Raw genomic sequence first — 19084 nt, forward strand, 5'->3', positions numbered from 1 at the left:
GCAGACCGTCCAGCAGCGCCTGCGGGTGCCGTCGCCGCATCCACTGCGTGTTTAGCGGCTTAACAAGCGGGTCGACTGATGAGGCTGCGCAACTGGCGAGGAAGAACAGGCACCACCGGCGCCTATCGGCGCTGAGGGCACCTCAAGCCGCCGTGCGAACGAGACGGAGTGCTCGCAGGCGGTCGATTTCGACCGCGACCACGTCCTTGGTGCCGAGACCAGAAACGAACACCTGCTCTTCACTCTGCGGAAGGCGGCGCATTTCGACCACGACATCGGTGCCCTCGACCTCCGCGATCAGCTGCCACCGGGACGGTGGGCGAGGTGTGCCGTGAGACGCGTCAGGCGGACAGGCCCTGGTGCCGGCCGCAGGAACAGGGATCGAGGCAGCAGATTCGGCGGTCGCGGCCTCTGTTTGGGGGTAAGGCTCCATGTCGCCGGCGTTCCTGACAGGTCCACTACCAGCCGAGCGGGCGTCTTGTGCAAGCGCTTCAGAGACGGTCACCGTGGGCGACCGCAGTTCGTGCTTCAGCCGATCGATCTCGGTCCGAGTCACCTTGTCCGACGTGTTGAGCCATTCGGTGACTGCCTGCGGCTGCAGCTCGTGCAGCCGCCTCAGGTCATAAAGCTCCGTCAGCCCGCGGCACCGGCCGCTGCGATAGAGCGCCATCACCGGATCCGGGGCGTCGATCAGTGCAACCAAATACGTGACGTATGCCCGAGACTTGCCCAAGCACCGCGCCACCTCGGCCTGCGTCTCGCCCGCCCGCATCCGCCGCTGCACGAACAGCGCCAGTTCCAACGGCTGCAGGTTCTGGCGCTGCTCGTTCTCGATGACCTGGTCGTAGCTGTCGGCGGCGAGGTCGACGAAGGCCGGCACGGTCTGGCGCCCGGCAATGCGTGACGCCCGCAGCCGCCGCGCGCCGAAATTCAGCATCCAGCGGCCGGGCTGCTCGGGGTGCGGGCGTACCGACACTGGCTGCCTCACGCCGCGCGCGCGGATCGTCTCGGCCAGTTCAGTCAGCGCCTCGTCGTCGAACTCGAAGCGCGGTTGTTCGGGGTCTTCGTCGATCATGTCGATCGGCAGTTCCAGCGGCGCGCCGCCGGCCGGTGCGGGCACGGCGTCGTCCAGCACGGTGAGGTCAAGCGGCATGGCGCTGCTCCTGCGGGTCGACGATCTCGGCCAAGCGCCGCATCGTCGGCTCGATCTCGGCCCAGGCATCGCGCGCGGCGGTCTTCTTCATCTCCCAGAGCAGGTCGCCGCTCGCCTGGGCCTCGGCGACGGCCGAGCGCTTGGGGATGAACGCGAACTCGCCGGGCTTGTCGGTCAGCGCGATCAGCAGCGACTGGTGGTGGCGCACGATCTCGGCGAAGTTGGCGCGCTGGAACGGCGTCGCCTCCACCATCACTGGCAGCAGGCCGACCAGTTGCAACGCCGGGTTCAGCAGGGTGCGGATCTTGTGCACGCCGACGCGCGGGTGGTGCAGCAGGCCGCGCACGCCGTCGATCGCCTCCTGGTTGAGCTGGATCGGCGACAGCACGAAGTCGGCCGACGCCAGCGCGGCGATGAGGCGGATGTCGGGGTTGGGGTTGGTGTCGACGATGCAGACGTCGAAGCGGCCGGCCTGCGCACGCAGGAAGGCGCGCAGGTTGCGCGCGAACGGCGTGTGCTGCGCCGGCTGGCGTTCAAGCCACAGCAGCGGGTCGGCAGCCGGCACGAGCACGAAGGGCTCGGCCGGCACGTCGACCTGCGCCTGGGTCAGCAGCAGGTCGGCCGTGACGGATGCCACCAACGGATGCCCGGAGCGCTGCAGCACGCTGCTGAGGTTGCCCTGGTGGTCCAGGTCCACCGCGAGCACGCGCCGGCCGGCGCGGCGCATGTGGTGGGCCAGCAGTGTGGCGACGACGGACTTGCCGACACCGCCCTTCTGGTTGGCGAGGACAAGGGTCTTCATCGCGGGCCTCCGGCGTTGGGCGTGGCGGCAGTCGGCACGAGACCCCAGGCACGCAGCACCTGGAGCACGCGGCGCTCGCCGTCGGGCACCAGGCGATGCAGGTCGTGCTGGCCCCAGCGCAACGCGTCCAGGCAGGCCAGCATGTCGTCGCTGATCTCCACGTCCAGCATGCGCAGCTCGAACGGGTCCCAGCGGAAGGTGGCGCCGTCGTGCACGCTGGCGATGAAGCCGGCGACGCGGGCGACCTGGCCCGAGTCGTGGTGCTCGGCCAGGCGCAGCAGGCGGTTGAAGGCCTGAGCGCCCTTCTCGGTCGCCGGCGTGGCGCGCTGCGTGTAGAGGAAGAACGCGTCGATCACGCGTCCGACGTCGGAGGTGTCGTCCATGGCAGGCTCCCGCGGCCGCGACGGCCGCACTGACCTTGGATGGTCGGCGGACCTGGGGTCCGCCGACGCGCTGGATTCAGCCCCGGATCCAGCGCCCCGGGGCCGGGTGCGGCTCAGGCCTTCAGCTTGCGCATCTCCTCGGCCAGCATCCACAGCGCGCGGTTCAGGCTCACGGCGCGGTCGATGCCGTTGACGGCCCGGGTCTGCATGCGCCGGCCACTGGCGGCACGGCCGGGCTGGCCGCCGTGGATGACGTTCTCCTGCACGCGCTGGAAGGTGGTCCACAGGTTGTGGCCCAGGTCCTCGGGCCGCCGCGCCTCGACCAGCTGCTCGGCCGTCACCGGCGCCGGGGCGTGGCCGCCCTCCTCCAGCGCACGCTCGCCGAAGCGCAGCGCCAGTGCGGCCGTCGCAAACGCGATCTCCTCGCGGTGCTCCAGCGGCAGCGCCTTCATGGCCTCGGCGTGCTCGTCGACCTCGTCGAACTCCTCCAGCACCCGGAACGCGCCTTCGATGACCTCGCCGCGCACGTCGCCCTTGTGCGGGATGCGGATGTCGTCGACCACGTCGCCGACGACCAAGCCGTTGCAACAGACGAAGCGGAACAGCCCGGCGAGCATCTGGTACGAGCTGCCGCCGTCGTGGCTGTTGATGAGGATGATCTCGTTGACGGTGTCGCGCGCCCGGGTCTCGGTCGCCTGCACCTGCCCGGCATGGCGCAGCCGCAGCATGTGCTTGGTGAACGCACGCCGGTCCTCCAGCCGGCTGTGGCCCTGCGCGGCCATGTAGGGCTCGAAGCCTTCGCGCTTCAGGCCGCGCAGCACCTCGATGGTCGGGATGTAGGTGTAGCGCTCGGAACGGCTGGCGTGCTTGCCCTCGGCGAACACCGAAGGCGCCACGGCGCGGATCTGGTCCTCGGCCAGCGGCTGGTGGCTGCGCAGGACGTGGGTGCGGTGGCCGAAACGCGTGGCCAGCGTGGGATGGTTGGCTTGCATGGTGGTCCTCGTGCGATGGAAGCGGACCCCGCGGGGTCCGCGGTGCAGGGGTTCGGCGGGACGGCGCCCGCCGGAGGGGTTCAGGCCTGGGGCTGCGGCCGCGCCGGGCGGCGGCCGTTGACGGGCTTGGCGGCAGGCGCAGGTGCCGGCGCGGGCGGCTCGGCCCGGCCCTCGCTGCGCGCACGGCGCGCCTCGGACTCGGCGCGGCTGTCGAGGTAGTCGATCTCCTCGACGGTGAACGCCAGCATGTAGACGTCGAGGCCTTCGGCGTTGCGGAAGTTGTTGTTGCGCAGCCGGCCGATGACGTTGACGTGGCTGCCCTTGCCCAGGTACTCGGCGGCGTTCTCCGCCTGCCGGCCCCACAGCGTCCACATCAGCGAGGTCGCCTCCTCCTCGCGCTCGTCGCCGCTGCCGCGGCGGCTGTTGGAGATCACGGTGATCGTCGCTTTCGCGACCTGGCCTTCGCGGCCGTTGACGTACTCCAGGCGGACCGGGCCGGCCAGATGAGCGTTGCGCTGCTCGACTCGAACGTTTGCCATGGCGATGCACTCCGATATCGAGACGACCAGCACAGCCCGGGATTCAGGCTGCTGAAAACTGATCCTCTCGCTCGGACTCCCTCGCTCCCGCCCTTCTGGGGCGGGCGGGGGGTGGGGTGCATTCGGGAGCAGCGCGAAGCGATGAGCCGGTTCACCCGGCCCACCGCATTGAAGATCCCCCCACAAGTCCCCCTCGCCCGGAGATGGGGGGCTTGTGGGGGGAGCGCGGTGGGTCGTTACCGGCGAGCGCGCGGGAGTTCATAGAGGGCCCGGCGACAGCGGCGGGCGTGACAGGCGCAGCCTGGCGCGACGGACGCCGCCAAGGGGCCTGCCCCACGACACGAGCCCCGGCGGCTACGCGGCCGGCGTGACACCAAGCGCAGCGACTGGCGCGTCGGCCGAGCCGGGGTGAGCAAGCATCTGCACTTGGCTGCTTGGCTGCTTGGCTGCTTGGCTGTTCGGCTGCTGGACTTCGGTCTTCAGCAGCGGCCCGGCGGCGGGTGTGGCGGGTGTCCGGGGCGACGATCTGGCCGGTGACGCGCAGAGCGAAGCGTCCGACAGGGCTGCGCGGCGCCGGTCAGTTCGTCGAGCGGGCCGCGCTCACGCGCAGCGGGAGGGCGATCAGGCCCGCGATCCTCGGACACGGGACAGGGCCGCTGCCCCACATTTCCGCCGGCGGCAAGCCGGCCTGACCGTATTCGCGTCAGGGATGGCAGCCCGGCAGGGGCGAGACGCCGGACCGCAGGGCCGGTGGCTCGACGCGAAGCGCAACAGCCCGGCCCCGCGAAGCGGGGAGACGGCCAGGGCATACGGTTCGTGCGGATCGCAATGGACCTTGGCAAGCGCTCTGATGGGACTCGAACCCAAGCTTTGGGGAACGTCCGCGGTACCTTGGCGCAACTCCCCAACCGCCTCATGACTGGATACAATTACAGGCCATGAGTGCTGTGCTTCCGGAAGTCTCGTCCGGGCTAATCAAGCGCCCGCAGTCCTATGAGGAGTTGAGCGAGCGCGAGCACTTCAGTGCGCCGCTCGATCACACGGCGCATGCGCTACGCGAGGTTTTGACGGACTACCACTTCGCACGGGAAGTGCCGTGCGGTCTGAAGAGCTGCCGGCAGCCCCACAAGCACGGCTTCCTGGTGATGACGGAGGACGGCGCGGAGACCAACATCGGCCAGCGGTGTGGCAAGACGCACTTCGGCGAAGAAGTCTTTTCTCGTGCCCGTTCGGAATACACCCGCCGCAGGGAACGGGAAGAGCTTGTCGGGCGGGCGAAGCAGATTCAGGCGCTTGCACCTGGCATCTCGCGGTCTATCACCGATCTCATTCAGAGGCCCTTCGGGGCGAAATGGGCGATGCGTGTCACCAGGGAGCTGTCGGCCGTCATTGGCGAAGACGCCGTCGAATCGTTGCGGCTTTCGACGATTCGGGATGACCTTGCCGTCACGACCACACGCCGCCGTTCTGAACGGGAGGTTGAAGACTTCATGGCCGCGAACCGTGGTGCATCGCGGGAACGTGCCACTTACGAGGATCAGGTCATTGGCCGGCTCCTGCCAGCATCCTGGCTGATTTTCGACTTTCGCGCCCGGATCGTCATGGACCTTCAAGGCCCGCTCTCAGAATTCAAGGAGTTGACGGTCGATGCAATGCCCTCGCCCAAGCTCAAGGCGCAGGTGAAGCGATTTGACGGCTACGAGCAGGTCCTGGAGGCAGCGTCCGATGCAACATCGTCCGCACTTCGCTTCCTGGAAGCGGAGAACCTTGAACTTGTTGGGCTTTGGCTGCCCCCTCACAGCAAGGACCGGGCGGGAAGGCTGCGCGAGTGGATAAACGGTGCTGCATATCGCTCTCTGCTGGAAGGCGCATCAAAGTGACTGCACACTCGATTGACGGCTTGTGTTGAAAACACTACCTTTGAACTTGTACGGGAGGTCCAATGGCAAAGCTACCGAAATACACGCTGGACTACGACAATAAGAAGGAAGACTGGCGCCTGACGAATGACGCAACCAACAAGGTCGTGAAGCGCTTCGAAACGAAGGACGACGCCACCAGCCGCGGCGCCCTTGAGCGAGCGCTCGGAACGGACGGCGGCTCAGTGAAGATCAAGAGGATGGACGGTCACTACCAGGAGGAGCGCACCTTCCCGCGCTCGGCCGACCCGAAGAAGTCACCAGGTTGAGTGCAGAGTAGCGCGCCATGCCCCGCAGATTGCTGAGGCCTGGAGGCCCCCTGAACATCCGCGACCTCGGCGGTGACAGGTACCGGGCAACGATCACCCTCCCGATGGACGCGGACGGGCGCGTTGCCCGCGAGTGCCCGGACGTGGCCTGCTCGCCGGGATACTTCAAGGTCAAGCCCGGCACGGGAGTCCCCGATGGGCAGGAGCATGCCTACTGCCCATACTGTCGCCAGGAGGCAGGGCCGGATGGCTTCGCCACAAAGGAGCAGGCGAGGTACGCCGAAGAGTTGCTGATGCGCGAAGTGCACCAGGGCGTGGACGACATGGTCCGCGACGCACTGGGGCTGGGGCACTCCGGCAAGCGGAAGTTCGGGGGTAGCTTCATCTCGATGGAGATGTCGATGCAGTCGGCCCCATTGCCCTATGTCCGGCCACCGTTCGAGGATGAGGTCCGGCGCGACGTGGTCTGCCCCCACTGCACGCTCGATCAGACCGTGTTTGGTCTTGCCGCTTGGTGCGCGGATTGCGGTGCCGACATCTTCCTGACGCACGTTGCCGCTGAGCTCAGCGTCACGCGCAGCATGGTGGGTGACATCGACCGGCGGCGCGAGACCCTTGGCCGTCGGGTTGCGGCAAAGGATCTGGAGAACTGCCTGGAAGACGCGGTATCCCTCTTCGAGGCGGCGCTGAAGGCACTCGCCCGCCGTTGGCTGAATGGGCGGGAAGAAGCGGCGGACGCTGTCGAGTCTCGCCTGAGGAAAATCGGCAACAAGTTCCAGAGCATCCCGCTGACGCAGGAAGTGCTCGCGGAGGTCTTCAGCCTAGGCCCACTGCCGGAAGTTCCATGGTCCGACCTGAACGCGGCATTCGAGAAGCGACACCCCATCACGCACAACCTGGGCGTTATTGACCGGAAGTACCTTGAGCGTGCGCAGGTAGGTGGCCTTCCTGGGAGAGAGGTCCGCATCACGGCCGCTGAGGTCAACAGCTTGTTAAGCAACGTGTTGACTACCGTCGGCGCCGTACACATGGCACTGTTTCCGGCGGACAGCGCCGAAACGTAACCGGCCCTCGTGACGGTCAGGCCATCGCCTGTAAGGCCGACGCCTTCCGATTTAGCCCATTCGCAACGAGCGCATGCACGCGGCCCAGAGCAACATCGCGCGTTCTGAAGCCGGCCGCAGCACCCCGTCAACCCAGACGCCGGAGATGTTTGCGCAGGCCGTCGGCGCGTAGCTCAAGATCAGCTTCGAGCCCGTGCGGACGCGACACTAGGTCGACCGGGCGAGCGACTCACCCTATGGACACCATCCTCAAAAACGCCATCGCCTCGATCCAGCTAGGGGTCGAGGACCATCAGTCCGGAGATGAGCGGCGCAGCCTGTCGGCTGTGCGCAACCTCACAGCGGGCATCCTGCTGTTGTTCAAGGAAAAGCTGCGTCAGCTCTCACCGGCCGATTCCGATGAAGTGCTCATCAAGGAACGAATCCGCCCGAGTCGCGACGCCGACGGAAGCGTGACCTTCCGGGGCGAGGGCAGGAAGACGGTCGATGTTCAAGCGATAAAGGAACGGTTCAAGTCGTTGGGCGTGGAGGCAGACTTCGCCCGGGTCGAGGAGGTCATCCGGCTACGCAATGACATAGAGCACTACCGAACTGCAGCCACGGCGGAGACCATCAAGGTGGTGCTAGCGAAGTCGTTCGTCGTCATCCGCGACTTCATTGCGGCAGAGCTCGCCGAAGATCCCGCTTTACTGCTTGGCGAAGCCACCTGGAATGTGCTGCTTGAAGAGAACGAGGTCTACGAGCGCGAGCGCGCGGCCTGCCTTGCCGCACTCGATTCAGTCGCCTGGAGCTCGGAGGCGCTCGCTCAGGCGGCGCACCATATTCGCTGCCAGCACTGTGGGTCTGACTTGGTTCGGCCGCTCGACCCTGAAGTCGAACACCACCACCAGCTCGAATTGCACTGCTCTTCCTGCGGCGAGGACTCCGAATTCGATGACGTGGTCGAGGCCGCCATAGGTTCCTACTTCGAATGGGACACCTATATCTCTATGACCGATGGTGGCGACCGGCCAACCGCGACCTGCCATGAGTGCGGGAAGGACACGTTCATTATTAATGAAGGGAAGTGCGTGGCATGCACGGCTGAGCTGGAGTACACCGAGTGCGCCATCTGCGGCGAGGGCCTCGGGCCGGACGACCAGGACAACAACGGCCTCTGTGGCTACCACGCATGGCAGGCTCAGAAGGACGACTAGATGCGCACGCCGGGCGCCAGAGAACCAAACATCTCAATCAAATCAATGATTTGCTTGGATAAGACCTGTGCCCCTGCCGTGTGAAGCAAGGGGCCGAGAGCGCAACCTAGGCTGGAACTGCGCCGGAATCCAGCATGCGACCAGCAATCCGGAGGACCTAAGCTCCCCAGGTCTACGAGATCAGTCGTCAACGAAGCCGCACCTTCCGACATGCGCGCACCGAGCATCCCGTCCGGCGATCCGCCAGCGACCGCCTCGGCGCTGATCCTGTCGCCGGAGGAAGTGCAGCTCCTCTCTGGCGGCTACGTTCGCCCGGCCGACCAGCTTCGTGCACTGCACGCACGGGGCTATCACCGCGCTCACCGCTCCAGGCGAACCGGTCGTGTCGTCGTCGAACGCGCGCACTACGACGCGGTAGCGGCCGGCCACACACATGCGCCGGTCCTTGGCGAACGCCCCCACCCGAGGCTTCGCCCGCCACCGCCGTGAGCAAGGACCCTGCGCTACCGGCCCGCGTCTTCGCCAAAGGCGCGTGCTACTACCTCGTGGTGGCCGACGGGAAGAAGCGGGTCTGGAACAAGCTGTCGAAGGTCAGGGACGGCCTGCCGGCGATGTATACCGCGCTCGCAAAGATGCTGAGCGCCGACGATCGCGATGGGTCGATGGCTCAGCTGATCGCCGACTGGGAAACCGAGGTGATGGTCAAGCACTCGGCCAAGACCCAGGTCGACGAGCGCGCACGGGGCGCCAAGATCGCCGCCCGTTTCGCGGACTTTCAGGTGGCCGACGTCACACCGCCCGATGTCGTCGAGTTCCTGAAACCGTTCCGCGCAAAGCCCCGAACCTTCAACCTGTACCGCGCGCAGATCGGGGAGTTGATGCGCTTCGCGATCGAGAAGGGTCTGCGCGATCCGGGCACGAACCCAGTGACGTCCGTGGTGCGCACCATGAGCACTCCGCCGCGCAAGCGCTGCCCGACTACCAGCGAGCTGCGGCGCGTGAAGATCGGCTGCCTCTACGGCGACGACGGCAAGCGCACCCGCTCAGGGCTCACGATGGCCTGCCTGATCGAACTGGCCTATCTGACCGGGCAGGACGTCTCGGTGATGATCCGGCTTCGGGACCAACGCGACCCGCTCCACCCCGACGAGCCGCACGTTCACAAGGACGGCGTGTTCTTCCGCCGCGACAAGACCGGCAACGCGGTACTCGTCGAGTGGACCCCGCGGCTGCGGGCCGTCATCGCCGCGCTGCGGCGCATACGGGCGGAACGCCGGCTGAAGAAGAAGGCAGCACCGCGCGCCGACACGGCGTTCCTGTTCACGCGCCAGAGCGGTGAACCTCTGACCTACTCGGCGGTCGCCAACGCCTGGCAGGAAGGCATCCGCCGGTCGAAGGTGCTGCCATTCATGTTCCGCGACATCCGTGCACGTGCGCTCACCGATACGGCACTGCGGGGAGGCATGCGCGCCGCCAACGCGATGGGCACCCACACGACGGAGGCCCAGACGGCCGACTACGTGCGATCAAAAACGGCGAGGAAGACGAGGGCGACGGCATGACGGAGGCCGGCCGGAAGGCTTTCAAGAGGCCGCTGCGGGCCCTCCAGACCTGGTTGCCGGAGCCTTAGCTGGCGAAGCGAATCGCCCGCTCCGTTAGAAGAATCCGATTCCGTTAGAAAACTGCACAAAGATGAGGCAGCGGCGCCGAAGCGATTTTCTCAACAGAATCAATGAGTTGGATGGTCGGGGTGACACGATTCGAACGTGCGACCCACTGCTCCCAAAGCAGTTGCGCTACCAGGCTGCGCTACACCCCGACGAAGCCGGCCATTGTAGCGGTCGGCCCCTGGCGGGCCGCTCGCCGCCCTGGGGGGTCAGATCCGTTCGGCCGGCGCCGGCAGCTGCAGCTGGCGCGCCACCGCCATGCATTGGCGGATGTGCTGCTCGCAGACGATCTTCAGCGCCGAGAAGGTCAGCGCCGCCGACACCGCCTGGCCGGCCACCGGCACGACCTTGGCGGCCTGCTTGGTCGTCAGCCGCACGCCGACGGTGCGCACGATGCGCAGCACGAGGTCGCGCGTCACCAGCCGCCCGACCAGCACGCCACCGCCGACGCTGATCGCCTTGTAGACGACGAGGCGCCGGTCCGGCGCCAGGCGCTCGACCTGCTCGGCGCTGAGGCCGAACTCGGCGTTGATCTCGGGCAGCAGCTTGACCAGCGTGCCGACGTCGGTGATCCAGTCGATGCCCGGGATCGGCACCGCGGCGATGCCCGCCGCCACCAGCGCGCGCCGCGTGACCAGGCGCCGCGCGCGGGCCGCGGCGGCCTCGATCTCGGCCTCGGTCCCCGGCACCACGACCCAGTCCGCCGGGGCGGCCATCGTCAGGGCCGGGCCGGCATCACGACGATGCCGTCTTCGTCGGCGACGACCCACTCGCCCGGCGCCACGCGCACGCCCTGCACCTGCACCGGCACGTCGCGCCGGCCTTCGTGGCGCTTGACGGTGGGCATCGGCATCGCCGCCAGCGCGCGGATGCCGACGTCGCAGGCGGCGAGTTCGGCCAGGTCGCGCACCGCGCCGTCGACGACGAGGCCGGCCCAGCCGTTCTTCGCCGCCGCGGCGGCCAGGTTGCCGCCGACCAGCGCGCGGCGCAGCGAGCCGCCGCCGTCAACGACGAGCACCCGCCCGGCGCCCGGCTCGTCGAGCGCGGCCTTCACGAGGCTGTTGTCCTCGTGGCACTTGACCGTGCTCGCCGGGCCGGCGAAGCGCACGCGCCCGCCGTAGCTCGCGAACACCGGCGGCAGCACGCGGAAGTCGCCGCGGTCGTCGTCCTTGTGCCGGTCGCAGAGGTCGCAGGTGGAGAAGTCGTTCATCGTCGGTCCCCCTGGAAGAATGCTAATCGCGCCATGTCGACGGCCGCCAAAGCCCCATGCCGGCCGGCTATCGAGCCGGCTCGCGCGGCGCCGGCGGCAGCATCACGCGGTGCTCGCGCACCGACTTCAAGATGATCGAGGTCGAGGTCTCGGCCAGCAGGCACAAACGCGACACCACGGCGTCGAGGTGGGCGACGTCGGTGACCGCGATCTCCAGCATCCAGCTGTCCTCGCCGGTGATGTTCCAGGCGTTGACGACCTCGGCCGTCTGCTCGATCAGCTCGAGCATGCGCTCGTAGTCGGTGCGGCCCACACGCACCAGCGCGCGGATGCCGTAGCCCAGCGCGCCCAGGTTGACCGTCGCGCGGTAGCCGGTGATGACACCGGCGGCCTCCAGCTTGCGCACGCGTTCGGCCACCGCCGGCTGGCTCAGGTGCACACGCCGGCCCAGCTCGGCCAGGCTCAGGCGGGCGTCGGCCTGGAGTTCGGCGAGCAATCTCGTGTCATAGGCATCCAAGGCGCAGCTCATTCAGAACCTTTGTTTCGACGGCAGACTACCGCGATCACCTTCGATTCTGCATGGATCTCGGCTGAAGAGCTTTCTATCATCTCGCCCCATGTCAACCGCCGCCCTGCCCACCTCCGCCGCCCGGCTGTCGCCGCTGCTGCTGGCCTGCCTGGCCGCCACCTGGCTGATCTGGGGCTCGACCTACCTGGCGATCAAGTGGGCGCTGGTGAGCTTCCCGCCCTTTTTCCAGATGGGCACGCGTTTCGTCGCCGCCGGGCTGGTGCTGGGCGCTTTCGCACGCTGGCGCGGCGCCGGCTGGCCCGACCGCGCGCAGTGGACCAGCGCCTTCATCCTCGGCGCGCTGATGCTCGGCGGCGGCTACGGCGCGACCGCGTACGCGCAGCAGAGCGTCAGCTCCGGGCTGGTCGTGGCCTTCATCGCCGTCGTGCCGGCGGTGGTCGCGCTGTTCGAGCTGCCCTACGGCCTGCGCCCATCGCGGCTGGAGACGCTGGGCATCACCACCGGCCTGGCCGGCATCGTGCTGCTGACGCAGGGCGAGGGTTTCGGCGCCTCGGGCGAGGGCCTCGTTGCGATGACGATCGCCTGCGCTGCCTGGTGCGCCGGCAGCGTCTGGGCCAAGCACGGTCTGCCCGGCGGCCGCCGGCTGGAGCTGGCGCCCGGCGCCGCCGGCTACGCCAGCCAGATGCTGGCCGGGGGGCTGCTGCTGATGGGCATGTCCTGGGCCGCCGGCGAGCAGCCGACGCTGCCGCCGGATGCCCGTTCGCTGGCCTGCTGGGTCTACCTCGTCGTCGCCGGCTCGCTGATCGGCTTCAGCGCCTACATGCTGCTGCTGCAGCGCGCCAGCACCGCGCTGGCCTCAAGCTACACCTTCGTCAACCCGGTGATCGCGATGGTGCTGGGCGTGACGATCGGCGGCGAGGTCGTCGGCGCCGGCGAGATGCTGGCCGCCGGCATCGTCACCGCCAGCGTGGTGCTGCTGCTGGCCGGGCGGCGCTGATTCAGCGCCGGGCGGCCGCGGCGCGGATCTGCGCCAGCGTCGCGCGCGAGGTGCTGACCTCGACGTCGAGCTTCAAATGCAGCAGCGCCGGCTTGCCGGCTGCCAGCGCACGCTCCAGAGCAGCCTCGAAGTCGGCGGTCTTCTCGACGGTCTCCCCGGCCCAGCCGTAGGCCCGCGCCAGCGCGGCGAAATCGGGGTTGCAGAGCTCGCTGCCGCTGATGCGCCCCGGGTACTCGCGCTCCTGGTGCATGCGGATCGTGCCGTAGCTGCCGTTGTCGACGACGACGACCAGCAGCTGCTGCACGCCCGCGGCGCGCGCCGTCGCCAGCTCCTGGCCGGTCATCAGGAACTCGCCATCGCCGAGGAAGGCCACCGCCTGGCGCTGCGGCTGCAGCACCGCGGCGGCCACCGCCGCCGGCAGGCCGTAACCCATCGCGCCCGAGGTCGGCGCCAGCTGCGTGCGGCCGTGGCGCTGCAGGCCGGGGTAGCGCAGGAAACGATGCAGCCAGCCGCTGTAATTTCCGGCGCCGTTGGTCCAGACGGTGTCCTCGGGCAGGCGGCGCTGCAGCGTCTGCACGACGGCGGCCAGGTCCAGCGGCTCGACCGGCGTCGGCACCTGGTTGGCCTCGTAGTCGGCGCGCGCCGCGGCGGCCCAGGCGCCGTCGCGGCCCGGCGGCGCGGTCAGCGCCTCCAGCGCCTTGGCAGCGCTGCGCATCGAGGCCTGCAGCAGCAGGTCGGCGGCGTAGACGCGGCCCAGCTCCTCGGGGCCGGCGTGCACGTGCACCAGCGTCTGCGCCGGGCGCGGCGCCTGCAGCAGCGTGTAGCCGCCGGTCGTCATCTCGCCCAGGCGCACACCGAGCGCGATGACGAGATCGGCGTCGCGCACCCGCGCGGCGAGCTTCGGATTGATGCCGATGCCGACGTCGCCGGCGTACAGCGGGTGGGCGTTGTCGAACGTGTCCTGGAAGCGGAAGCCGCAGGCCACCGGCAGCTGCCAGTTCTCGGCGAAACGCTGCAGCGCCGCCGCCGCTTCGGCGTCCCAGCCGCTGCCGCCGGCAATGACGATCGGCCGCTCGGCCTGCAGCAGCAGCCGGCGCAGGTCGCGCAAGGCGCCCGGCGCCGGCCAGGCCAGCGCCGGCTCGACACGCGGCAGCACCGGCGCGGCCGTCTCGCGCGTCAGCACGTCCTCGGGCAGCACCAGCACCACCGGGCCGGGCCGGCCCTGCATCGCGGTGTGGAAGGCGCGCGCGACGTACTCGGGGATGCGGTCGGCGTCGTGCACCTCGCCCACCCACTTGGCCATGCCCAGCGTGCCGGGGCCGAACATCTGGCGGTAGTCGACTTCCTGGAAGGCTTCGCGGTCACGCTGGTCGCCGGCCACCTGGCCGATGAACAGCAGCATCGGCGTCGAGTCCTGGAACGCGGTGTGCAGCCCGATCGCGGCGTTCGACGCGCCGGGGCCGCGGGTGACGAAGCAGACGCCGGGCCGCCCGCTCAGCTTGCCCTGGGCCTCGGCCATGAAGGCGGCGCCGCCTTCGTGCCGGCAGGCGACGAAGCGGATCTGCTCGCGGTGCTCGTGCAGGCCGTCGAGCACGGCGAGGTAACTCTCGCCGGGCACACCGAAGCAGGTGTCCACACCCTGGGCGACGAGGGCCTCGACGACGGCGTGGCCGGCAAGGCGGGAGGCGGCGGTGCTGTGCATCGCGCGACTGTAGCCGCGCGGCGCACCGGCTTCAGGCCGGCGCCAGGCGGCGCCGGCGGTGCAGCGCCAGGCCGACGAAGGACGCCGACAGCACGCCCAGCGCCATTGCCGCCGCCGAGCCGCCGAACACCGCGTTCGGCAGGCCGGCGTCCATCAGCGCGCCGAACACCGGGGCCGACAGCGCGAAGCCGACGTCCAGCCCGGAGTAGACGGTGCCGTAGACGCGACCGGTGGCGCCGGGCGGCGCCGCACGCTTGATCAGCATGTCGCGCGACGGGCCGGCCAGCCCGGTGCCGAAGCCGGCCAGCGCGGCGGCGGCCGCGGCCACGAGCCCCGGCAGCCAGCCGCTGGCGACCAGCAGCAGCAGCGCGGCAGCCAGCGCCATCGCGCCGGCGATCACGCGTTCCAGCCGCTCGGCGCGCGCCACCAGGAAGCCGCCGACGATCATGCCGGCGGCGCCGCAGAGCATGTAGCCGGTGACGACGAAGGCCGTCGTCGACAGCGGCAGCCCGTACATGCGCTGCAGCGCCGGGCTGGCGAAACTCTGGATCGCCGACAGCGCGGCCGTGGTCCAGAAGAAGAACGAGAAGCACAGCCAGACGCTGGGCAGCTTCAGGAAGGCCATCGGGTGCTCGGTCGCGCCGGCCACCGCGGCCCGCTGCACGTGGGCGTCGTGGTGGTCGTCGATCAGCTCGCGCTGTGCGACCAGCAGCACCAGCACCGCCGCGCCCAGCAGCGCGCAGCCCAGGTAGGCCGCGCGCCAGGAGCCGAAGGCCGCGGTCAGCCCGATCAGGAACACCGGCGCCAGCGCCCAGCCGAGGTTGCCGCTGATGCCGTGCACCGAGAACGCATGGCCCAGGCGCTGCGGCGAGATGCGGCGGTTGAGGATCGTGAAGTCCGCCGGATGCAGCGGCGCGTTGCCCAGCCCGGCCAGCACCGCGGCCAGCGCCAAGCCGGCGAATCCCTGCGCCGCCGCCGCCGCCAGCGAGCCGGCGATGAAGCAGCCCATCGCGCCGTAGAGCACCGGCCGCGCGCCGATGCGGTCGACGACAAAACCCGCCAGCGCCTGGCCGACGCCCGAGACGACGAAGAACACCGTCACCAGCAGCCCGAGCTCGGCATAACTCAGGCCGAAGTCGCGGATGAAGGCCGGGAACATCGGCGGCAGCAGCAGGTGGAAGAAGTGCGAGCTGCCGTGCGCGAGGCCGATCAGCGAGATCGTCGCGACGTCGCGGCGCGCGTCGCCGGCAGACGGGGAGGCGGTCGGGGTCATGCGGCGCAGCGTAGCGGCGCCGCTGGCGGCGCAGTTACGATGGTCGGCCAACTTCTGTCGAGATCGTGCCACGCACCACCCGCCCCCGCGCCTCGCGCAGCGAACTGCCGCTGGACCCGGCGATCCACGCGCCCAGCGCCGCGCACCCGGTGTGGGTGCGCAAACGGCGCTTGAGCGCGGCGACACGCATCGTGCCGCACCGCCACCCGTGGGCGCAGGTGGCGTTCTCGGCCACCGGCGTGGTGCGCCTGACGGTGCCCGACCACACCTTCATCGTGCCGCCGACGCGCGTCGTCTGGGTGCCGCCCGACGTCGAGCACTTCGTCTCGGTCGTCGAGGACGCCGAGCTGGTGACGATGTACCTGCTGCAGGACGAGCCGCACGGCCCGCGGCCGCTGGACGGCGCGGCGGCCGCCGGCGACTGGCACCGCTGCCGCGTGCTGGAAGCCTCGCCGCTGCTGCGCGAGCTGGTGGCGCAGCTCGCCGACGAGGCGGTGGTGCAGGAGCCGGCGCGCGAGCAGTGCCTGGCCGCGCTGCTGCAGGACGAGCTGGCGCGCGCGCGGCCGCTGCCGCTGGGCGTGCGCCTGCCGGCCGACAAACGACTGCGTGCGCTGTGCGAGGCCGTCATCGAGCAGCCGACGCGGCACGAGCGCCTGGACGGCTGGGCCCGCGAGGCCGGCGCCAGCGTGCGCACCGTGGCGCGGCTGTTCCGCCAGGAGCTGGACACCGGCTTCGCCGAGTGGCGCCAGCAGGTGCTGCTGGCCAAGGCGCTGTCGATGGCCGCGGCGCGCCGGCCGATGGCCCACATCGCCGCCGAACTGGGCTACGCCAGCCCCAGCGCCTTCAGCGCGATGGTGCGGCGCGCCGTCGGCATGCCGCCCAGCCGTTTCTTCAACGCGGGCTGATCCAGCCCCGGCGGGTTGACTCCCGGCCTGCGGCCACAATCTGCCCTCTGCAGCGGCCGCAGGCCGCACGAGAGACACGATGGACACCGACGAGATCGTCTACGACTACACCCGCCAGGACGCCAGCGGCGCGAGCTGCACCGCGCACGCCTGGGCCAAGGTGCCCGCCGCGCTGCCGCCGGCCGAACGCGAAGCCGCCAAGGCGCGCATCGCCGAGCTGCTGAAGGCCCGCGACGCGGTGCTGGTGGCCCACTACTACGTCGATGGCGACTTGCAGGACCTGGCGCTGGCCACCGGCGGCATCGTCGCCGACTCGCTGGAGATGGCGCGTTTCGGCCGCGACCACGCGGCCAAGACGCTGGTCGTCGCCGGCGTGCGTTTCATGGGCGAGAGCGCCAAGATCCTGTCGCCCGACAAACGTGTGCTGATGCCCGACCTGGACGCCACCTGCTCGCTGGACCTGGGCTGCCCGGCCGACGAGTTCGCGGCGTTCTGCGACGCCCATCCCGAGCGCGAGGTCGTCGTCTACGCCAACACCAGCGCCGCGGTGAAGGCGCGTGCCGACTGGATGGTGACGAGCTCCTGCGCGCTGGCCATCGTCGAGCACCTGAAGAACCAGGGCCGCAAGATCCTCTGGGCGCCCGACCGCCACCTGGGCCGCTACATCCAGGAGCAGACCGGCGCCGACATGCTGATGTGGAACGGCGCCTGCATCGTGCACGACGAGTTCAAGGGCCTGGAGCTGGACTTGTTGAAGCGCGAGCACCCCGGCGCGATGGTGCTGGTGCACCCGGAGTCGCCGGCTTCGGTGGTCGCGCAGGCCGACGTCGTCGGCAGCACCTCGCAGCTGCTCAACGCGGTGATCCGCGGCGACGCGCCGGCCTACATCGTCGCAACCGACAACGGCATCCTGCACCGCATGCGCCAGCTGGCGCCGGGCAAGACGCTGATCGAGGCGCCGACCGCCGGCAACAGCGCGACCTGCAAGAGCTGCGCGCACTGCCCGTGGATGGCGATGAACGCGCTGCAGGGCGTGCTCGCCTGCCTGGAGCACGGTGCCGGCAAGATCACCGTGCCCGAGCCGACACGCGCCCAGGCATTGGGCTGCATCGAACGCATGCTGGACTTCGTGCAGCGCCATCCGGCGGCCGTCGCGAAGCCGGCGCAAGGGTTTGTTCCGAACGTGGGGGCTGCATGAACGAGACGCTGGAGATCGCGCGCGAGCGCAACGTGCGCGACGCGATCGCCGAGGACCTGGGCGACGGCGACTGGACCGGCATGCTGGTGCCGGCCGGGCGCCGCGTGAAGGCACGCGTCATCGCGCGCGAGCGTGCCGTGCTCTGCGGCCGCGACTGGTTCGACGCCGTGGTGCGCACGCTGGACCCCGAGGCGCGCATCGCCTGGCAGGTCGAAGAAGGCGACTGGATGACGCCCGACGCGCCCGTCGTCGAGATCGAGGCCCAGGCGCGGGCGCTGCTGGCCGCCGAACGCCCGGCGCTGAACTTCATCCAGCTGCTGTCCTGCACCGCCACCGAGGCCCGCCGCCACGTCGAGGCGGTGGCCGGGGCCTCGCCGCTGCCCGAAGGCTGCGCCATCCTGGACACGCGCAAGACGATTCCCGGCCTGCGCCAGGCGCAGAAGTACGCGGTGCGCATCGGCGGCGGCCGCAACCAGCGCCTGGCGCTGTGGCACGGCATCCTGATCAAGGAAAACCACATCGCCGCGGCCGGCGGCGTCAGCCAGGTGCTGGCCAACGCGCGGGCGCTGAACGCCGGCGTCGAGATCCAGATCGAGGTCGAGACGCTGGAGCAGCTGCGCGAGGCGCTGGCCGCTGGCGCGAGCAGCGTGCTGCTGGACAACTTCGACCTCGAGCGCATGCGCCAGGCGGTGGCGATCAACGAAGGCCGGGCGCTGCTGGAGGTCTCGGGCAGCGTGCAGCTGGAGCAGCTGCGGGCCATCGCCGCCACCGGCGTGCACCGCATCTCGATCGGCAAGCTGACCAAGGACGTGAAGGCGGTCGACTTCTCGATGCGCGTCGTCGAGGAGTTCTGAGCGCCGCACCCTCAAGTCCGGGCCTGCGGCGGCCGATAAAGCGCAGGCACGCAAACCCTCGCGAGGCTGCCCGATGAGCATCGATTTCACGTCGATCCACAACCACAACGAACGCGCCGTCTTCGAGGCCGTGCTGGCCGCAGCGCCGGCACATCCCGGCGTGGCCGGCAACGAGGAACTGCTGGCCGACGTCGCCTGCGTCGCGCTGAACCGGCTGCAGCCGCGTTACATCCGCCACGCCGTGGACTTCTCGTTCTATCTCAGCGAACGCGAGCGCAAGGACAGCGAGCACCAGATCGCCGAGGCGGTGGAGTTCGCCTTCGGCTTCGTCCAGGCCCGGGTGGCGATGCGCGCCCGCGGTTGATCCGGCGCAGGCGGCGCGTGCGCGCCGCCGCTGCCGCGCTTCAGTGGCGCGGTCATCGGTCGATACAA

The 19084-nt window shown here is 69.6% G+C and carries 20 protein-coding genes and 1 tRNA gene; 10 read left to right on the forward strand and 11 right to left on the reverse strand.

Annotated elements, in window-relative coordinates; genetic code table 11:
- Window positions 1-142: 142 nt before the first annotated feature.
- The 5 genes from LOC65_RS14560 to LOC65_RS14580 form a co-directional block, all read right to left on the reverse strand.
- Window positions 143-1153: a ParB/RepB/Spo0J family partition protein gene (locus tag LOC65_RS14560; protein WP_230248028.1), complete on the reverse strand. Its 1011-nt coding sequence runs from the start codon at window positions 1151-1153 to the stop codon at window positions 143-145.
- Entirely contained in the window at window positions 1143-1955 is an 813-nt protein-coding gene (locus LOC65_RS14565) for a ParA family protein (protein ID WP_230248032.1), read from the reverse strand. The genes LOC65_RS14560 and LOC65_RS14565 overlap by 11 nt, the downstream gene beginning before the upstream one ends.
- Window positions 1952-2338 (reverse strand): hypothetical protein, encoded by a 387-nt coding sequence (locus LOC65_RS14570; RefSeq protein WP_230248034.1) that lies wholly within the window; start codon window positions 2336-2338, stop codon window positions 1952-1954. The genes LOC65_RS14565 and LOC65_RS14570 overlap by 4 nt, the downstream gene beginning before the upstream one ends.
- A gap of 113 nt (window positions 2339-2451) precedes the next feature.
- On the reverse strand, window positions 2452-3330 hold the full coding sequence (locus tag LOC65_RS14575) for a DUF932 domain-containing protein (protein ID WP_230248037.1): 879 nt from the start codon (window positions 3328-3330) through the stop codon (window positions 2452-2454).
- A gap of 80 nt (window positions 3331-3410) precedes the next feature.
- A complete protein-coding gene (locus LOC65_RS14580) occupies window positions 3411-3869 on the reverse strand; it encodes a single-stranded DNA-binding protein (protein ID WP_230248044.1) in 459 nt (152 codons plus the stop codon).
- Window positions 3870-4807: 938 nt separating this feature from the next.
- On the opposite strand from LOC65_RS14580, the gene LOC65_RS14585 reads away from it, so the two are divergent.
- The 5 genes from LOC65_RS14585 (at window position 4808) to LOC65_RS14605 (ending at window position 9879) form a co-directional block, all read left to right on the forward strand.
- A complete protein-coding gene (locus LOC65_RS14585) occupies window positions 4808-5749 on the forward strand; it encodes a hypothetical protein (protein WP_230248046.1) in 942 nt (313 codons plus the stop codon).
- A gap of 62 nt (window positions 5750-5811) precedes the next feature.
- Window positions 5812-6057, forward strand: a complete 246-nt coding sequence (locus LOC65_RS14590) for a DUF2188 domain-containing protein (RefSeq protein ID WP_230248049.1) — start codon at window positions 5812-5814, stop codon at window positions 6055-6057.
- A 104-nt stretch (window positions 6058-6161) separates the two neighbouring features.
- Window positions 6162-7121 carry a hypothetical protein gene (locus LOC65_RS14595; protein WP_230248051.1) on the forward strand — a complete coding sequence of 320 codons (960 nt, stop codon included), beginning with the start codon at window positions 6162-6164 and terminating at the stop codon, window positions 7119-7121.
- A gap of 236 nt (window positions 7122-7357) precedes the next feature.
- On the forward strand, window positions 7358-8317 hold the full coding sequence (locus LOC65_RS14600) for a hypothetical protein (protein ID WP_230248056.1): 960 nt from the start codon (window positions 7358-7360) through the stop codon (window positions 8315-8317).
- Between the two features lie 485 nt (window positions 8318-8802).
- Window positions 8803-9879, forward strand: coding sequence for an integrase (locus tag LOC65_RS14605; RefSeq protein ID WP_230248057.1), 1077 nt, complete (start codon window positions 8803-8805; stop codon window positions 9877-9879).
- Between the two features lie 180 nt (window positions 9880-10059).
- Here LOC65_RS14605 and LOC65_RS14610 read toward each other — a convergent pair.
- The 4 genes from LOC65_RS14610 to LOC65_RS14625 all read right to left on the reverse strand — a co-directional run bounded on the left by LOC65_RS14610 (window position 10060) and on the right by LOC65_RS14625 (window position 11723).
- Window positions 10060-10136 (reverse strand) — tRNA-Pro (locus tag LOC65_RS14610).
- Window positions 10137-10193: 57 nt separating this feature from the next.
- On the reverse strand, window positions 10194-10700 hold the full coding sequence (locus tag LOC65_RS14615; protein WP_164962127.1) for a hypothetical protein: 507 nt from the start codon (window positions 10698-10700) through the stop codon (window positions 10194-10196).
- A gap of 2 nt (window positions 10701-10702) precedes the next feature.
- Window positions 10703-11194, reverse strand: a complete 492-nt coding sequence (gene rraA / locus LOC65_RS14620) for a ribonuclease E activity regulator RraA (RefSeq protein WP_009859132.1) — start codon at window positions 11192-11194, stop codon at window positions 10703-10705.
- A gap of 67 nt (window positions 11195-11261) precedes the next feature.
- Window positions 11262-11723, reverse strand: coding sequence for an Lrp/AsnC family transcriptional regulator (locus tag LOC65_RS14625; RefSeq protein WP_029718791.1), 462 nt, complete (start codon window positions 11721-11723; stop codon window positions 11262-11264).
- Window positions 11724-11811: 88 nt separating this feature from the next.
- Between LOC65_RS14625 and LOC65_RS14630 the strand changes: the two genes are divergently transcribed.
- Window positions 11812-12720 (forward strand): EamA family transporter, encoded by a 909-nt coding sequence (locus LOC65_RS14630; RefSeq protein ID WP_230248058.1) that lies wholly within the window; start codon window positions 11812-11814, stop codon window positions 12718-12720.
- Window position 12721: 1 nt separating this feature from the next.
- On the opposite strand, the gene LOC65_RS14635 is transcribed toward LOC65_RS14630, so the two are convergent.
- Complete coding sequence (locus tag LOC65_RS14635; protein ID WP_230248064.1) at window positions 12722-14422, reverse strand: thiamine pyrophosphate-binding protein; 1701 nt, start codon at window positions 14420-14422, stop codon at window positions 12722-12724.
- A 31-nt stretch (window positions 14423-14453) separates the two neighbouring features.
- Window positions 14454-15695 carry an MFS transporter gene (locus LOC65_RS14640; RefSeq protein ID WP_009859128.1) on the reverse strand — a complete coding sequence of 414 codons (1242 nt, stop codon included), beginning with the start codon at window positions 15693-15695 and terminating at the stop codon, window positions 14454-14456.
- Window positions 15696-15760: 65 nt separating this feature from the next.
- On the opposite strand from LOC65_RS14640, the gene LOC65_RS14645 reads away from it, so the two are divergent.
- From LOC65_RS14645 to LOC65_RS14660, 4 genes are all read left to right on the forward strand, one after another.
- Window positions 15761-16600, forward strand: a complete 840-nt coding sequence (locus LOC65_RS14645; RefSeq protein ID WP_009859127.1) for a helix-turn-helix domain-containing protein — start codon at window positions 15761-15763, stop codon at window positions 16598-16600.
- A gap of 79 nt (window positions 16601-16679) precedes the next feature.
- Window positions 16680-17798 (forward strand): quinolinate synthase NadA, encoded by a 1119-nt coding sequence (nadA, locus tag LOC65_RS14650; protein ID WP_230248066.1) that lies wholly within the window; start codon window positions 16680-16682, stop codon window positions 17796-17798.
- Window positions 17795-18652 carry a carboxylating nicotinate-nucleotide diphosphorylase gene (gene nadC, locus LOC65_RS14655; RefSeq protein ID WP_230248068.1) on the forward strand — a complete coding sequence of 286 codons (858 nt, stop codon included), beginning with the start codon at window positions 17795-17797 and terminating at the stop codon, window positions 18650-18652. Before nadA ends, nadC begins: the two co-directional genes overlap by 4 nt.
- Window positions 18653-18725: 73 nt before the next feature.
- A complete protein-coding gene (locus LOC65_RS14660; protein ID WP_009859124.1) occupies window positions 18726-19016 on the forward strand; it encodes a late competence development ComFB family protein in 291 nt (96 codons plus the stop codon).
- Window positions 19017-19084 lie beyond the last annotated feature (68 nt).

Origin of the sequence: Rubrivivax sp. JA1055, assembly GCF_020966565.1 — a bacterium.
Lineage (GTDB): Bacteria > Pseudomonadota > Gammaproteobacteria > Burkholderiales > Burkholderiaceae_C > Rubrivivax > Rubrivivax benzoatilyticus.

Coding starts and splice junctions, on each gene's coding strand:
- LOC65_RS14560 (WP_230248028.1), bottom strand. CDS start 1,153: ATGCCGCTTGACCTCACCGTGCTGGACGACGCCGTGCCCGCACCGGCC.
- nadC (WP_230248068.1), top strand. CDS start 17,795: ATGAACGAGACGCTGGAGATCGCGCGCGAGCGCAACGTGCGCGACGCG.
- nadA (WP_230248066.1), top strand. CDS start 16,680: ATGGACACCGACGAGATCGTCTACGACTACACCCGCCAGGACGCCAGC.
- LOC65_RS14595 (WP_230248051.1), top strand. CDS start 6,162: ATGGACGCGGACGGGCGCGTTGCCCGCGAGTGCCCGGACGTGGCCTGC.
- LOC65_RS14625 (WP_029718791.1), bottom strand. CDS start 11,723: ATGAGCTGCGCCTTGGATGCCTATGACACGAGATTGCTCGCCGAACTC.
- LOC65_RS14660 (WP_009859124.1), top strand. CDS start 18,726: ATGAGCATCGATTTCACGTCGATCCACAACCACAACGAACGCGCCGTC.
- LOC65_RS14575 (WP_230248037.1), bottom strand. CDS start 3,330: ATGCAAGCCAACCATCCCACGCTGGCCACGCGTTTCGGCCACCGCACC.
- LOC65_RS14640 (WP_009859128.1), bottom strand. CDS start 15,695: ATGACCCCGACCGCCTCCCCGTCTGCCGGCGACGCGCGCCGCGACGTC.
- rraA (WP_009859132.1), bottom strand. CDS start 11,194: ATGAACGACTTCTCCACCTGCGACCTCTGCGACCGGCACAAGGACGAC.
- LOC65_RS14590 (WP_230248049.1), top strand. CDS start 5,812: ATGGCAAAGCTACCGAAATACACGCTGGACTACGACAATAAGAAGGAA.
- LOC65_RS14570 (WP_230248034.1), bottom strand. CDS start 2,338: ATGGACGACACCTCCGACGTCGGACGCGTGATCGACGCGTTCTTCCTC.
- LOC65_RS14585 (WP_230248046.1), top strand. CDS start 4,808: ATGAGTGCTGTGCTTCCGGAAGTCTCGTCCGGGCTAATCAAGCGCCCG.
- LOC65_RS14635 (WP_230248064.1), bottom strand. CDS start 14,422: ATGCACAGCACCGCCGCCTCCCGCCTTGCCGGCCACGCCGTCGTCGAG.
- LOC65_RS14615 (WP_164962127.1), bottom strand. CDS start 10,700: ATGGCCGCCCCGGCGGACTGGGTCGTGGTGCCGGGGACCGAGGCCGAG.
- LOC65_RS14630 (WP_230248058.1), top strand. CDS start 11,812: ATGTCAACCGCCGCCCTGCCCACCTCCGCCGCCCGGCTGTCGCCGCTG.
- LOC65_RS14580 (WP_230248044.1), bottom strand. CDS start 3,869: ATGGCAAACGTTCGAGTCGAGCAGCGCAACGCTCATCTGGCCGGCCCG.
- LOC65_RS14565 (WP_230248032.1), bottom strand. CDS start 1,955: ATGAAGACCCTTGTCCTCGCCAACCAGAAGGGCGGTGTCGGCAAGTCC.
- LOC65_RS14600 (WP_230248056.1), top strand. CDS start 7,358: ATGGACACCATCCTCAAAAACGCCATCGCCTCGATCCAGCTAGGGGTC.